We start from the raw sequence: 14,477 nt of genomic DNA on the forward strand, positions 1-14,477 counted from the left end.
GCCCCCGGTAGATGAGTTTTATTTCATAGTCTTCGGGGGAACTACGACCAGCGCGTGAACTCTGCGCCGATTTTTCTGTCAGAATTATCCGAAAATTCGGATTGGGGCAGACACTTTGGCGGCTACATCGGGCGGTACTGAGACTTCTAAGCCAGTCGTTGGTGACTTTGCTGATGTGCGCAACATCGCCAAGGGCTCGGTCATCATCATGGCCTCGGGCAGCTCCGCCAAGGACTTCCCGCTGGAGCGCTTCGCCGGTGTGCCGGTAATCACCATGAACGGCGCCATCTCGATGTTCGCCGACACGGCGATCAAGCCGTTCTTCTATATCTGCACCGACACCAGCTTCCCCAAGCAGCAGCCCGAGTTATTCGCCCAGGCGTTGAGCAGTAGCCAGCATGTAGCCTTGTGGTCGGAGCAGATCGCCGAAGTGGCCGGTACTTGCCCTGCCAAACTGTATCCGTTGCAGAAAGCCGCCGGATTTTCCTTGAAACAGTCGATGTCGCAAGGCCAGTCCACGTGCGTGCGCCCTCGTTTTGCCTGGAATGCGCGTGCACGCTCGATCGGTTTCAGCAAAGACCTCAGTGAAGGCTTTTTCGATGCGCGCACAGTGGCATATGCGGCGTTGCAGCTCGCTTATCATCTGGGCTTCAGCAAGGTATTCCTGGTCGGGGTGGACTTGAACCAGGCCGCTGGACGCTTCTATGAAACAGCCGATTCTGCCAAGTCGCCCTGTGGGCTTGATCAGCATTATGAAGGGCGGGTTTTGCCGTCGCTCAAGCTGATGGCCGAGCGGGTGGTGGACGAGCGTTTTGCCGTGTTCAACCTGTCTGCAGCGTCACGCATCCCGGCTTCGGTGATCCCAAAGATCACTGTCGGGCAAGCGCATTCGATGGTTTCTCGCAAAGGTGGTGCCAGGCCAAGGTCACTCAGTGCTGAGCATCCCCAGCAGCAGCTGATGGCGGGGTAATGCCCAGAGGCGCTTCGCCCGCCATCCAGTGGCTACTTGATCAGACCTTCAACACCAACTTGCCGAAGTTCTCGCCGTTGAACAGCTTGAGCAGCGTTTCCGGGAAGGTCTCCAGCCCCTCGACCACATGCTCTTTGCTCTTGAGCTTGCCGCTGGCCATCCAGCCGGCGATCTCTTGTGCGGCCTTGCCATACTCCTTGGCGTGGTCCATCACCACGAAGCCTTCCATCCGCGCACGGTTGACCAGCAACGACAGGTAGTTGGCCGGGCCTTTGACCGCTTCCTTGTTGTTGTACTGGCTGATAGCGCCGCAGATGACCACGCGGGCCTTGAAGTTGAGGCGGCTGAGCACGGCATCGAGGATGTCGCCGCCGACGTTGTCGAAGTACACGTCGACACCTTTCGGGCATTCACGCTTGAGACCGGCCAGTACGTCTTCAGCCTTGTAGTCGATGACTCCGTCAAAACCGAGTTCATCCTGCAGGTATTGGCACTTGTCCTTGCCACCGGCGATGCCGACTACACGGCAGCCTTTGAGCTTGGCGATCTGCCCGGCGATGCTGCCAACTGCGCCGGCAGCGCCGGAGATGACTACGGTTTCGCCTTCTTTCGGTTGGCCGACGTCGAGCAGGGCGAAGTAGGCGGTCATGCCGGTCATGCCCAGTGCCGACAGGTAACGGGGCAGGGGTGCTAGATTGGGGTCGATCTTGTGCAGGCCCTGCGGCTCGCCGGTGAAGTAGTCCTGGATGCCAAGGGCGCCGCTGACGTGGTCGCCGGGCTTGAAGTCGGGGTGTTTGGAGGCGGTTACTTCACCGACGCCGAGGGCGCGCATGACCTGGCCAAGGCCCACCGGCGGGATGTAGGACTTGCCTTCGTTCATCCAGCCGCGCATGGCCGGGTCGAGCGAGAGGTACAGGTTGCGGACCTGGATCTGACCCTCGGTAGGCTCGGCGGCAGGCCCTTGCTCAAAGCTGAAGTCTTCGCGGGTGACGGCGCCGACAGGGCGTTTGGCGAGCAGGAAGCGGCGGTTGGTCTGGGTCATGGGGGCTCTCACTGAAAAATGGACACTGCCTTTGATAGAGGTACGGGGAGCCGCTGGCAAGGCTTGTGCGCGGGGCGAATGGCCGGTGATCCATCAGGGTGATGGCCGGTATCGGCCCCGCTGCGGCCTGGGCGCGTGGCTCAACCGCGCAGGCTGGCCTTGAATGCCAATTGCGCGGGCGCGCTGGTGAGGATCGAATAGCGCGTGGTACGAGAGACCTTGTCAGTCAAAAAGCGTTCGAAGACGGGCTCGAATACCGCTCTGTTCAAGTGCGGTTGAGTGGCTGCGAGGTACGCCTCGCTGTACGCGCGGTATTCGTCCAGTGCGACAAACCGCTTGATCCAGAAGTGATAGAAGTAGCCCATCAGAAAGCCCAGGCTGAAGTCCGGGTCGATCACTGTGTGTGCGCAGCACTCGAAATCGATCAGGCGCAGTTCGCCGCTCGGGCTGATGAGGATGTTCTTCGGGTGCGGGTCCATGTGCACGAAGCCATCGGCAAGCATCTGGCTGAACAGCGCGAACACCTGCGGCAGCAGTGTGGCCGCCGCCTCGGGCTGGGCGCTGAGGCGCTCATCGACGTTGCTGTGGTCGTCGAGAAACTCGATCAGCAGGTACTCGTCGCGCAGGAATGGGAAGCGCGCCTGGTAACCAAAGGCGGCAACTCTGGGCACCAGTTGCGACTTGCTGCCGGCCACCGAGAGGTTGATGAACTCGTTGGTCAGGTCGTGCAGGCCGTAGCTCTTTTTCAGGCCCAGGTAGTTTTGCAGGCGCTTTTTCCAGTGCTGCAGGCGGTTGTGCTTGAGCACCCATTTGCGTTCGCCGTGCAGCAGGTAAACGCCGCGGGTGGCTTCGGGAATATCGAGCGTCTGGTGTTGCTCGGGCGCTGCCAGAAACGCGGTGATCGCAGAGGCCAGTGGTTGGCTCTGGCCTGGCTCGAGATGAAAGGTGTTGCCCTGAATACGCTGGCGCGTGAAAGCGCCAGTCAGGTGCTTGAGGTGACGCATGGAGTGCTCCGACAAACAAGTCTGAAAACGCTGCTCAGCAGCTGGCCACCTGGCCCGTAAGAAAAATCTCGCGACGATCCAGGCGCCCGATGTGCTCATGCTTGGCGTATTCATAAACCCGGCGGAAGGCGGCCTTATCAATCTCCGGGGCAAAGTTGTTCAGCGCAATGTCCACCCACGCGTCGTACTTGGCTTCGGTGATGTAACGGTAGATTTCCCGCAGGTAGAGAAAACCAAACTGGAAGCCGAGGGTTTCACTGGCGAATGCACTGGGCAAGAAGAAGCTGTTTTCCAGATCAATTGCTACCGGCGCGCCTGCCTGGCTGTCGCAGAGCATGACGTTGCCGGCCCACAGGTCCATGTGGGTGATGCCTTGCTTGTGCAGGCTGAACATCAATTCGGTCGAGGCGTCGAGCACGCGGTAGACGCTGCTGGGGTCTTGCTGCAGCACGCTGAGGCCGTCGCTGTAGCCCTGCAGCAGGCGGGTGATGACGAACAGGTCCTGCACCAGCCCAAGCCGGGAGCGGGTGTAGCCAAAGCCCACCAGCTCGGGTACCGGAGCGCCGCGTTGATAGGCTTTGTGGGTATTGATGATTTCTTCGACGGCCCAGTCGTAGGTGCCATCACTGCGCGCCGCGCCGCGCTGCACGCGCCACTTTTTCTTCAGGCTGTCGAGCTGCTCGCGCTTGGCGAACAGCAGGCTGCGCTCGCAGTCAAGCGGTGCACTGATGCGCTTGGCGCCGGGCACGCGAGCGCGCTCGACCAGGCGTTCGAGGGCCGCTCGGGTGTGTTCTGCCAGTGGCGCCTGGAAGTGCAGCGTAGTCCGGCGATGCTTGAGGGTGTAGGTGTACTCTTTTGGCCAGGCACTTGGGTCCGGTGACACGCTGCATCCTTGCTGAATAGATCATTGTTTTACAATATTCACACTATTTTCACATTTCTTTCAGATTTGTCCTATAGGCACTGTGCTCTTTTTTGGATCCAAGACGTTGGCTGTGTTGCCGAGCCAGCGCGACGGCGATAGCGACACTGCCCGCCAGCAATGCCATGCCGAACAGCCTCAACGCCATGCGCATGCCCAGCCAATCGCCGATCAAGCCGGTAACGATCACCGGCAAACTGAAGCCGACATACGCCAACAAAAAGAACCCTGCAGTGGCGCGGGTCTTTTCTTCGGTGGCCAGTTCATTGACCGCCGCCAGCCCGCCTAGGTAAATAAAGCCGTAGCAGGCGCTGCTGGCCGCGACGGCACCGAGTAGCACCGCCAGCAGCGCGCCGCGTTCTGCGCCCCAGGCCAGCAGCGCATAGCTGCAGGGCAGAATCGCCAGCCCGAGCAGCACCGCCGTGGCACTGGGCAGGCGCTTGGCCAACGGCTGAAACAGCACACCGCAGCTGATCACGCAGAACGTGGAAAACCCCGACCAGGCGCTCAAATCATGCTGACGCAGTACTGCCGGCAGCAGCCCGGTGACCAGCCCGACGCAGGCCCAGGCGAGCAGAATGGCGCAGCCATACACCAGGCTGCCGGGCGGGTAGCAAGGCAGGCGCAGCATGGCCGCGCGTGCTGCCTGGCGTGGCTCCGGCAGGCGCCAGACCAGTATCAGCGCGAGCGCGGCCAGCAACAGATGCAGATAAAAGCTGGCCGGGCTCAGGCTGGGCCCGCGTAGCAGGCACAGGCTGGTCAGCGCAGCGCCCAGGCCAAAGCCCAGCGAGGTGCTGGCAGTGACCCAACTGGCGGCGCTGCTGCTGCGCTCGGCAGGCAACAGTTCGCTCATGTATACGGTGGCGGTGGCCGAGGCGAGGCCGGTGCCGATACCGAGCAGCATCCGCGCGATGCCAATGCTGTACAGGCTGGGTAGGCTGAGCGCGAGTAGGGTGGCAATGATCGACAAGCTCAACGCGGCGATGATCATCGGCCGCCGGCCAATCCGGTCGGCAAGCCCGCCCAGAGCCAGCAGCACCGGCAGCACGCCCAGCACATAGGCGGAAAACGCCACGGCGGTAGCCGTCGCGCCCAGCCCGGAGAGGTCGGCATAGGCGGTGTAGAGAGGTGCCTGCAGGTTGACTGCAAGGGTGATGATGCACAGGGCGAAGGCGAGCAGGGCGGGGGCGTGGCGGTCGCGCATTGACGCAGGTCCTTGATTGAACGGGTACTGGCTGCAGGCTGCGCTTGCTGCAGGTGTGCAACAAGGCACAGCGGGCAGCCATTTATGCTTAACTGTTCGTCTAAAAATCGCGAACAGTTGATCTATGCACTTCACCCTTGATCGCCTCAGCGCCGTGTCGCTGGTTCAGCAACTCACCACCCAACTGCAAGCCTGGATCGAGCAGCAACGCCTGCGTCCGGGCGCGCGGCTGCCGTCGATCCGGGCCTTGGCGAAAACCCACGGGGTCAGCGCCGCCTGTGTGATCGAGGCCTACGATCGGCTGGTGGCCAGCGGTTGGCTGGAGGCGCGCCACGGCACCGGCTTTTTCGTTGCCGAGCGCAAGGCCGGGCTGCCTGAGCAGGACGCAGCGCTGTGGGGCGAGACGGTCGATGGCAAGTGGCGGCAGTTCGATGAAGGCCAGGAGGCACTGCTCAAGCTCGGCTGCGGCTGGTTGCCATCGGCCTGGCGCGCCGCAGATGAACTGGCCCAGGCCATTCGCCAGGTCAGCCGTGGCAACCCGGCCGACCTGTTCGACTACGCGCCGCCGCTCGGCCTGGCCAGCCTGCGCGAGCAGTTGCACAAGCGTCTGGAACGGCTGGATATCGCCGCAGGCGCCGAGCGCATTGTCACCGCCCACGGCGCCAGCCAGGCGCTCGACCTGCTGGTGCGCGCGTTGCTGCGACCGGGCGATACGGTGCTGGTGGAAAACCCGGGGTACTACAACCTGTTCAACCTGCTGCGCACCCACCAGGTAAACATGCTTGCCGTGCCGCGCACCGTCCATGGGCCGGATCTGGACGCGCTGCAGCGCCTGCTGGTCGAGCACCGGCCGCGCTGCCTGTTCATCAACAGCCTGTATCACAACCCGACCGGCACCAGCCTCACGCCCAAGGTCGCCTACCGCCTGCTGGAACTGGCCCGCGAGCATGACCTGCGGATCATCGAAGACGACATCTATGCCGACTTTCAGGAGGGCCCGGCGACACGGCTGGCGACCCTCGACAGTGAGCAGCGGGTAATCTACCTGGCGAGCTTTTCCAAGACCTTGAGCAGTTCGCTGCGGGTCGGCTATGTGGTCGCCGATGCCGCGCTGATCACGCGCCTGGCCGAGTTGAAAATGGTCAGCGGCATTGGCACTTCGCGCTTTGCCGAGCAGGTGCTGGCGCAGATGCTGGCCAACGGCAGTTACCGCAAGAGCACCCAGCGCCTGCGCGTGCGGCTGGGTCAGCACAGGGCCAGGCTGTTGGCCCAGCTCGAGGGGTATGGCTGGCAGGTGTTCGCCGAGCCCAATGGCGGCATGTTCGTCTGGGTGCGGGCACCTGGGCACGATTTTGCCAGCCTCGAGCGCCTGGCGCTGGCGCATTCGGTGCTGCTCACGCCGGGTGCTGCGTTCGATTATCAAGGGCACAGCAGCGCCTGGCTGCGGATCAATGTCGCCTATGCTCAGGACGTGCGCGCCCAGGGGTTTCTGCGTGCGGCGGGTGAGGCCAAAGGCGACCTCGATCATGCTCTGGGCGACATCACATAGCTATTTGACACCATTGTTGCCTCAATCCCTTGTGAGGGGGCTGGCGGCGTTGTCACTCTTGGCCTTCGCAACCGGGGGATGAGCAATGACGGCGAGCAAGCACGGTGTTCTGGCCAACCTGGGCATGGCCCGCAAACTCGGCCTGGGCTTTGCCTTGGTACTGCTGTTGACTTTGGCAGTGGCGGCGATTGGCGTGGCTTCGCTGTACAGCGTCAGCCAGCGCTTCGACAGCCTGCGGCAGATGACTCAGTTCAACAGCGACCTGCTGCGCCTGCGCCAGCATGAGCAGGGTTTTGCCTTGCGTTCCGACAGCGAGGAGGCCGACAAACTGCGCAGCGGCCTGCAAAATCTTCTTGAGCGAGCCCGCGGCGTGCCCCAGTTGAGCGCCACCGAAGCGGATCTGAGCGCCTATGGCCAGGCGTTCGACGCCTTTGTCGAGGCGGTGCAGGCCAAGGAGCTGGCACTGGACACGGCCAGTTGGTCGGTCTCAAGCGTGGCCAACAACCTCGACGTGCTCCAGGCCGGCCTGGCTGATGACGGCGCCTACACCCTGAAACAATCCCAGGGCCAGCAGGGCAGCGAGTTCCTCGACCAGGCCACGCAGGTGGCAGCGGTCTCGCGTTTGATGCTGCAGGCGATGGACGAGGCCCGTGTGCGCCTGGAGCAAAGCCGCAAAGGCGAAGAGGTCAACAGTGGCCGCATCGCCCAGACCGTCGAGGCGGCCAGCCTGGTCGAGCAACTCAGAAGCGCAGTTGCCGACAGCGGTTATCAAGGTGTGCTCGCTGAAGTCGCCGGGCATATCGCCAGCTTTGCCGACAAGCTCAATGAATACACCGACCTGCTTGCGCAAGAGCAGGGCATCAAGGCGCAGTTGCAGGCGCGCGCCAACCAGGCCACCAGCGCGGTCGACCAGGCTTACGCCAGCCAAGAGCAGGCCATGCACAGCGAGCTCAAGCGCAACGGCGTGGCGATTGCCATCGCCACCGCGCTGGCGCTGCTGGTCGGCTTGCTGGCGGCCTGGTTGATCACCCGGGCGATAGTCGGCCCGTTGCAGCGGGTGATCGGTCGCGCCCAGCGGATTGCCGCCGGTGACCTGGCCGGCGCGGCCGAGCCGCCGCGCCGCGATGAAGTCGGCCAACTGCTGCTGGCGATGCAGCAGATGGCGGCGGGCTTGAGTGGCATTGTCAGCGGCCTGCAACAGGGTATCGAGCAATTGGCCGGCAGCGCCCAGTCGTTGTCGGCGGTCACCGAACAGACCAATCGTGAAGTTGGCAGCCAGCAGCAGGAGACCGAGCAGGTCGCCACCGCCATGCAGCAGATGAGCGCGACCGTGCACGATGTTGCGCGCAATGCCGAGCAGGCGGCGCAGGCGGCCGAAGTCGCCGACGGCAAGGTCGACTCGGGCCAGCAGGTGGTGCGTCAGAGCCTGCAGCGCATCGAGCAACTGGCCGTGGCGGCAGAAGCGGCCAGCGCCGGCATCGATAGTTTGAGTGCCGAGATTCATACCATTGGCGATGTGCTCGAAGTGATCAAGAGCGTTGCTGGGCAAACCAACCTGCTGGCGCTGAATGCCGCCATCGAGGCGGCGCGGGCGGGCGAGCAGGGCCGCGGTTTTGCGGTAGTCGCGGATGAGGTGCGGGCGTTGGCCAAGCGCACGCAGCAGTCGACCGAACATATCGAGCGCTTGGTCGCCAGCCTGCGCGGCAATGCCGAGCAGTCGGTGGCGCAGATCCGTGGCAGTACCGAGCTGGTGCGCCTGGCAGTGGCCGACACCTTGCAGACTGAAAGCGCCCTGGCCAGCATCGCGGTGGCGGTGTCACAGATCCAGCAGATGAACCAGCAGATTGCCGCTGCCGCCGAGCAGCAGAGCTCGGTCAGTGACGAGATCAGCCGCAGTGTCACGCAGATCCGCGGCAGCGCCGATCAGGCCGCGCTGGCGATGCAGGGCAATGCCCGTTCCAGTGTCGAACTGGCCCAGCTGGGCGATGAGCTCAAGGGGATGGTTGGGCATTTCCGTTTGTAGCCCGGATCAAACCTTGCGCGGGTTGAGGATCAGCAGAGTAATCACCCCGGCAACAATCCCCCAGAACGCCGAGCCGATCGAGAACAGGCTCAACCCGGAGGCGGTAACCATGAAGGTGATCAACGCCGCCTCGCGCTCACGTGGCTCGCTCATGGCCACACTCAGGCCATTCATGATCGAGCCAAACAATGCCAGCGCCGCAATCGACAGCACCAGCTCCTTGGGCAGGGCGGCAAACAGCGCGGCCAATGTCGCGCCAAACACCCCGGCAATGCCGTAGAAAATCCCGCACCAGACTGCCGCGGTATAGCGCTTGCTCGGGTCTTCATGGGCATGCGGGCCGGTGCAGATTGCCGCACTGATGGCCGCCAGATTGACCCCATGCGAGCCGAACGGCGCCAGCAGCAGTGAGGCGAAACCGGTGGCGGTGATTAGCGGCGAGGCCGGCACCTGGTATCCGTCGGCGCGCAGCACCGCCACGCCGGGCATGTTCTGCGAGGTCATCGCCACCACAAACAGCGGGATACCGATGCTGATGGTTGCTGCCAGCGAGAAGCTTGGAGTGGTCCACACCGGTGTAGCCAGCTGCAGGTTGAAGTGGCTGAAGTCGAGCAGGCCCAACGCCCCCGACAACGCCGTGCCGACCACCAGCGCAGCCAGCACGCAGTAGCGCGGCGACAGGCGCTTGACCAGCAGATAGCTGAAGAACATGCCCAGCACCAGCAGGCTACGGTGTTGTGCGGCGACGAATATCTCGCTGCCGATCTTGAACAGGATGCCTGCCAGCAACGCCGAGGCCAGCGATGCCGGGATGCGCTTGACCAGGCGCTCGAAACTGCCGGTCAGGCCACAGATCAGCACCAGCACCGCGCAGGTGATGTAGGCGCCTATGGCTTCGCCGTAGCTGACGCCGCCGAGGCTGGTGATCAACAGCGCCGCGCCCGGGGTCGACCAGGCCACGGTGATCGGTGTGCGGTAGCGCAGCGACAAACCGATGCTGCAGATCGCCATGCCGATCGACAGCGCCCAGATCCACGATGAGATCTGCGCGGTGGTCAGCCCGGCCGCCTGGCCGGCCTGGAACATCAGCACCAGCGAGCTGGTGTAGCCCGTAAGCATGGCGATGAAGCCGGCGACCACCGCCGAGGGGGAGCTGTCTGCCAAGGGCCGCAGGCGCGCTGAGGTGGCATCGGTCATGGTGCTGTCCTTGTACATGTAAGTAATTTTTGCAGGCTAACGCGGCCAAGCTTGATCCTTGCCATACAGCGACCATTGCTTTTAGCCGTACAGTCGCCAACTATTGGCCCACGGTCGACAACTGCGCAGAGGGGAAGGGGCGATGTACAAGGTTTACGGCGATTACAAATCGGGCAACTGCTACAAGGTCAAGCTGATGCTGAACCTGCTCGGGCATGAATTTGAATGGCACCCGGTGGACATTCTCAAAGGCGAGACCGAAACCCCGGAGTTTCTCGCCAAGAACCCTAACGGCAAGGTGCCGGTGCTTGAGCTTGAAGACGGCACTTGCCTGTGGGAGTCGAACGCGATTCTCAACTTCCTCGCCGATGGCAGCGAGTTCCTGCCGACCGAGCCGCGCCTGCGCACGCAAGTGTTGCAGTGGCAGTTTTTCGAGCAGTACAGCCATGAGCCGTACATCGCCGTGGCGCGCTTCATTCAGTACTACCTGGGCCTGCCGGATGACCGCCTGGAAGAATACAAAGGCTTGCACAAGGGCGGCTACAAGGCGCTCAAGGTGATGAACAAGCAGCTGGAGATGACCCCATACCTGGTCGGCGAGCAGTATTCAATTGCCGATGTGGCGCTGTATGCCTACACCCATGTGGCGCATCAGGGCGGCTTTGACCTGGCTGGCTACCCTGCAGTGCGCGAGTGGCTGGCGCGGGTGGCTGAGCACCCACGGCATGTGCCGATGGGGGAGTGACGGTGGCGTGGGTGGGGCTGCAAAGCAGCCCCGGCAGGCTCAGGCGGTACCGAAGCGCTGCTCCAGATAAGCAATGATCGCCTTGGACTCATACATCCAGGTCACTTCCCCAGCTTCTTCAATACGCAGGCACGGCACTTTGACCCGGCCGCCACCTTCGAGCAGCGCTTGGCGATGCAGCGGGTCGTTCTTGGCATCACGCAGGGCCACCGGCACATTCAACCGATGCAGGTTACGCCGGGTCTTCACGCAGAACGGGCAGGCATGAAACTGGTACAAAGCCAGGCCCTTGGCCTGCTGCTCGACCGCAGCCTGGGCCGCGGCATTGCGCTTGCGCTTGGCTGGGCGGCTGATCAAGTCACCGAACACGATAAGCTGGCCGAGGCCGACCCGCAGGGCTTTGACGATCATGGGCAACTCCTGAACAAATAAAAAACCGACCCGTCAGGGTCGGTTCGGGATCACCAGCCGATCACTTGATCAGGCTGAGAAACTCACTACGAGTCGCGGCATTGGCGCGGAACTCACCGAGCATCACCGAAGTGATCATGCTCGAATTCTGCTTTTCGACGCCGCGCATCATCATGCACATGTGCTTGGCCTCGATAACCACGGCCACGCCGGCAGCGCCAGTGACCTTCTCGATCGCCTCGGCGATCTGGCGGCTGAGGTTTTCCTGGATCTGCAGGCGGCGAGCGTACATGTCGACGATCCGCGCGACCTTGGACAGGCCGATCACTTTACCCTTGGGCAGGTAGGCTACATGCGCCTTGCCAATGAACGGCAGCATGTGGTGTTCACACATCGAATACAGCTCGATGTCCCGCACCAACACCATCTCGCTGTTGTCGGAGGTGAACAACGCGCCGTTGGTGACCTCTTCCAGGGTCTGTTGATAACCGCGGCAAAGGTACTGCATGGCCTTTGCGGCCCGCTTTGGCGTGTCGAGCAGGCCTTCGCGGGAGACGTCCTCGCCAATCTGGCTGAGGATCTCGGTGTAGTTCTGTTCCAGGGACATGGATCTACCTGTGGGAGTAAACGCAAATACGCAAGGGTACGGCGGCAACGACGGCGCTGCAAGCGCGGCGTTATTCGTCGCGGCCGTCGAGCATGGTTCGTTTCAAAATCACGTATACCGCGCCAGTGCCGCCGTGGCGCGCCTGGCATGAGGTGAAACCGAGTACCTGGGGGTGTTGGCGCAGCCAGGTATTGACGTGACTCTTGATCATCGGCCGCTTGCCGTCCAGGCGCGCCGCCTTGCCGTGGGTCACACGCACGCAGCGCACTTCCAGCTTGGTCGCCTCGGCGAGGAACGCCCAGAGGATCTCGCGGGCTTTCTCGACGCTCATGCCGTGCAAGTCGATGCTGCCTTCAAAGGCGATCTGGCCGAGCTTGAGCTTGCGCAGCTGGCTTTCCTGCACGCCATCGCGGCGCCATGACAGCTCGTCTTCGGCGGCTACATCGATGACGAACTGATCGGACATGCCGTCGACCACCAGTGGCTGATCGCTGCGCACCGTGGCGGACTGGCGCAGGCCGGCCAGCTGCTTGCGGTCAGGCTTGGCTTTGCCGACCTCGGCGCGGTCGTGCTTGATCGGCTTTACGCCGCGCACTTCGGCATGGAACAGGGAAAAGTCATCGTCTTGCATGCAGGCCTCCACGTGGGCCGGGGAGTTTACGCGAGTCTGCGGATCAGCGGGAGGCAGCGGGGCGCGAAGCGGCCCCAGGGGGCGTCAGTCATGCTTCTTCATCAAGTGCGGGGCAATGTTCAGCTCACGGCCACGGCGCAACCTGATCCGGCTGCGCCGCCACAACCAAACCCCCAGCCACAGCAACAACACGCCGCCACCCAGCACCGTCGCCGCCAGCGGCCGGTTGGCATTCAGCTCGGCCAGCGCTGCATAGTTGCCCAGCAAACCGGCAAACCCGGCCATCATCAACAGGATGCCCAAGGTCGCGATCAGCACAGACAGGCCAGCGCTCAACCGCGCCGTCCAGTTGCGCGGCGGCCGCGAGCGCAGGCGCTTGGCGTCGAAACTGTCAGAAAGCTTCATTGCGGATTTCCTCTGCGCTATCGGCCATTCGACCCACCTGCAGTCACCCGGTTCCGCCCGCCCGGCAGGCGCTCAACCGTGCTCAGACCAGGCTGGCAGTCGGTGCAACACAGGCAAAGTTGTCGGCCATCACGGCCATTTCGCCCTGGTGAATCTGTGCCGCTGGGATGACCGTGTCCTTGAACGCCAGATCGCGCGTGGCGGAGGCATCCTCGACCAGCGTGCAACGATAACCATAGTCCTTGGCGCGGCGCACCGTGGTGCTGACGCTGGAATGGCTCATGAAGCCGCACACGATTAGGTCCAGATGGCCCTTGTTCTGCAGGGTTTCGTGCAGCGAGGTGTTCTTGAAGGCATTGGGCATGCGCTTTTCGATGACGATCTCGTCACCGCGTGGCTCCAGGCCTTCGATGAACTCGCCGCGCGGGCCTTGTGGATCGAACAGGCCGCCAACGGTGCCCAGGTGGCGCACATGGATGATCGGCCGGCCAGCCTTGCGCGCCGCGTCGAGCAACCTGGCGATGTTGGCCACGGCCTCGTCCATGCCCGACAGTTGCAGGGGACCACTGAGGTACTCCTTCTGCGCATCGATGATGATCAGGCTGGCGTTGCCCAGCTTGGCCGGCGGATAGTCGCGGCCGCTGAGGCGGAACATCGTGGTTGGAACAGACATCAAGGGCTCCTTGAGCAGGGCTTTTGTCGGGCTATTGTCCCCTGCTTGGCGGCCAATGGGAATGGTTGACATCGCAAGCGATGCAAATACTGGCATCTGTCCCATCGTCAGGGTGTTGGTGGAACATTTCAGCGGGTGGGCCTGTTAGACTTTCAGGCTGTCTGAAAAGGAGTCCCCCCGTGATCACTTCACGCCTGCGCACTCTGCGCGACCATATTCGCTGGGCGGTCAGCCGCTTCCACGAGAACGAGCTGTTCTTCGGCCATGGTGCCGACAATGCCTGGGACGAAGCCCGCCTGCTGGTGCTGGGCTCGGTGCACCTGCCGTGGGAAATCGCCGACAGCTACCTCGATTGCCGCCTGGAAGACGACGAGCGCGTGCGCCTGCTGCACCTGCTCAAGCGCCGCATCGAAGACCGCGTGCCGACCGCTTACCTGCTTGGCGAAGCGTGGTTCTGTGGCATGTCGTTCATTGTCGATGAGCGCGTGCTGGTGCCGCGTTCGCCGATCGGCGAGCTGCTGGAAAAACGCTTCGAGCCATGGCTGGCGCAGGAGCCTGCGCGCATTCTCGACCTGTGCACCGGCTCTGGCTGCATTGGTATCGTCGCGGCAGATGTATTCCCCGAGGCCGAGGTGGTGCTGGCCGACCTGTCCTTCGACGCTCTCGAAGTGGCCAACCAGAACATCGAGCGGCATGGCCTCGATCAGCGTGTGTTCACCGTGCAGGGCGATGGTTTCGCCGGTCTGCCGGGGCAGCGCTTCGACCTGATTCTGTCCAACCCGCCGTATGTCGATGCCGAAGACTTCGCCGACATGCCGGCCGAATATCACCACGAGCCGGAGTTGGGCCTGGCCTGCGGCAACGATGGTTTGGACCTGGTGCGGCGCATGCTCGCCGAAGCGGCCGAGCACCTGACCGACAAGGGCTTGCTGATTGTCGAAGTGGGCAACAGCCAGGTCCACGTCGAGGCGCTGTACCCCGAGGTCGACTTCACCTGGCTTGAGTTCGAGCGGGGCGGCCATGGCGTGTTCATGCTGACTGCCGAGCAGTGCCGTCAGCACCAGGAGCTGTTCCAGGCCCGGGTCTGATCCGAG

15 protein-coding genes and 1 pseudogene are annotated in these 14,477 nt (G+C 63.0%); 6 read left to right on the top strand and 10 right to left on the bottom strand.

All coding sequences use genetic code 11. From position 1 onward, the window contains the following. Window positions 1-208 precede the first annotated feature (208 nt). Window positions 209-970 carry a lipopolysaccharide biosynthesis protein gene (locus tag FW789_RS00780; protein ID WP_446431045.1) on the top strand — a complete coding sequence of 254 codons (762 nt, stop codon included), beginning with the start codon at window positions 209-211 and terminating at the stop codon, window positions 968-970. A gap of 40 nt (window positions 971-1,010) precedes the next feature. Here the strand turns inward: FW789_RS00780 and FW789_RS00785 are convergent, their stop codons facing one another. The 4 genes from FW789_RS00785 to FW789_RS00800 form a co-directional block, all read right to left on the bottom strand. Next, the gene (locus FW789_RS00785) at window positions 1,011-2,012 is read right to left on the bottom strand and encodes an NADP-dependent oxidoreductase (protein ID WP_446430769.1); all 1,002 of its coding nucleotides are present in this window, start codon (window positions 2,010-2,012) and stop codon (window positions 1,011-1,013) included. A 140-nt stretch (window positions 2,013-2,152) separates the two neighbouring features. Continuing rightward, the gene (locus FW789_RS00790; protein WP_207073715.1) at window positions 2,153-3,016 is read right to left on the bottom strand and encodes a lipopolysaccharide kinase InaA family protein; all 864 of its coding nucleotides are present in this window, start codon (window positions 3,014-3,016) and stop codon (window positions 2,153-2,155) included. Between the two features lie 34 nt (window positions 3,017-3,050). Beyond that, window positions 3,051-3,899: a lipopolysaccharide kinase InaA family protein gene (locus FW789_RS00795; RefSeq protein WP_207073716.1), complete on the bottom strand. Its 849-nt coding sequence runs from the start codon at window positions 3,897-3,899 to the stop codon at window positions 3,051-3,053. 49 nt (window positions 3,900-3,948) lie between these two features. Then, window positions 3,949-5,142 (bottom strand): MFS transporter, encoded by a 1,194-nt coding sequence (locus tag FW789_RS00800; protein ID WP_207073717.1) that lies wholly within the window; start codon window positions 5,140-5,142, stop codon window positions 3,949-3,951. 124 nt (window positions 5,143-5,266) lie between these two features. On the opposite strand from FW789_RS00800, the gene FW789_RS00805 reads away from it, so the two are divergent. The 3 genes and pseudogenes from FW789_RS00805 to FW789_RS00815 all read left to right on the top strand — a co-directional run bounded on the left by FW789_RS00805 (window position 5,267) and on the right by FW789_RS00815 (window position 8,714). After that, the gene (locus tag FW789_RS00805) at window positions 5,267-6,691 is read left to right on the top strand and encodes an aminotransferase-like domain-containing protein (protein WP_446430770.1); all 1,425 of its coding nucleotides are present in this window, start codon (window positions 5,267-5,269) and stop codon (window positions 6,689-6,691) included. 937 nt (window positions 6,692-7,628) lie between these two features. Further along, window positions 7,629-7,853 (top strand): annotated as a pseudogene (locus tag FW789_RS00810) (HAMP domain-containing protein); the annotation flags it as partial. Next, on the top strand, window positions 7,851-8,714 hold the full coding sequence (locus FW789_RS00815) for a methyl-accepting chemotaxis protein (protein WP_375140281.1): 864 nt from the start codon (window positions 7,851-7,853) through the stop codon (window positions 8,712-8,714). The pseudogene FW789_RS00810 and the gene FW789_RS00815, both read left to right, overlap by 3 nt. Window positions 8,715-8,720: 6 nt before the next feature. Here the strand turns inward: FW789_RS00815 and FW789_RS00820 are convergent, their stop codons facing one another. Continuing rightward, window positions 8,721-9,911, bottom strand: a complete 1,191-nt coding sequence (locus tag FW789_RS00820) for a benzoate/H(+) symporter BenE family transporter (RefSeq protein ID WP_446430771.1) — start codon at window positions 9,909-9,911, stop codon at window positions 8,721-8,723. A gap of 142 nt (window positions 9,912-10,053) precedes the next feature. On the opposite strand from FW789_RS00820, the gene FW789_RS00825 reads away from it, so the two are divergent. Continuing rightward, entirely contained in the window at window positions 10,054-10,656 is a 603-nt protein-coding gene (locus tag FW789_RS00825; RefSeq protein ID WP_207073721.1) for a glutathione S-transferase family protein, read from the top strand. Window positions 10,657-10,695: 39 nt separating this feature from the next. Here FW789_RS00825 and FW789_RS00830 read toward each other — a convergent pair whose 3' ends face one another. The 5 genes from FW789_RS00830 to FW789_RS00850 all read right to left on the bottom strand — a co-directional run bounded on the left by FW789_RS00830 (window position 10,696) and on the right by FW789_RS00850 (window position 13,383). After that, window positions 10,696-11,067 (bottom strand): glutaredoxin family protein, encoded by a 372-nt coding sequence (locus tag FW789_RS00830; RefSeq protein WP_103438176.1) that lies wholly within the window; start codon window positions 11,065-11,067, stop codon window positions 10,696-10,698. 61 nt (window positions 11,068-11,128) lie between these two features. After that, complete coding sequence (gene folE / locus FW789_RS00835) at window positions 11,129-11,674, bottom strand: GTP cyclohydrolase I FolE (protein WP_101321602.1); 546 nt, start codon at window positions 11,672-11,674, stop codon at window positions 11,129-11,131. A gap of 70 nt (window positions 11,675-11,744) precedes the next feature. Next, window positions 11,745-12,305 (bottom strand): Smr/MutS family protein, encoded by a 561-nt coding sequence (locus tag FW789_RS00840; protein ID WP_101321601.1) that lies wholly within the window; start codon window positions 12,303-12,305, stop codon window positions 11,745-11,747. 84 nt (window positions 12,306-12,389) lie between these two features. Beyond that, the gene (locus tag FW789_RS00845) at window positions 12,390-12,710 is read right to left on the bottom strand and encodes a hypothetical protein (RefSeq protein ID WP_103438175.1); all 321 of its coding nucleotides are present in this window, start codon (window positions 12,708-12,710) and stop codon (window positions 12,390-12,392) included. Between the two features lie 82 nt (window positions 12,711-12,792). Next, on the bottom strand, window positions 12,793-13,383 hold the full coding sequence (locus FW789_RS00850; RefSeq protein ID WP_101321599.1) for a cysteine hydrolase family protein: 591 nt from the start codon (window positions 13,381-13,383) through the stop codon (window positions 12,793-12,795). A gap of 179 nt (window positions 13,384-13,562) precedes the next feature. Here FW789_RS00850 and prmB point away from each other — a divergent pair, with 179 nt between their 5' ends. Next, the gene (gene prmB / locus FW789_RS00855) at window positions 13,563-14,471 is read left to right on the top strand and encodes a 50S ribosomal protein L3 N(5)-glutamine methyltransferase (protein ID WP_101321598.1); all 909 of its coding nucleotides are present in this window, start codon (window positions 13,563-13,565) and stop codon (window positions 14,469-14,471) included. The last annotated feature ends 6 nt before the right edge of the window (window positions 14,472-14,477 follow it).

The organism is Pseudomonas sp. 1121_17, from assembly GCF_052850745.1.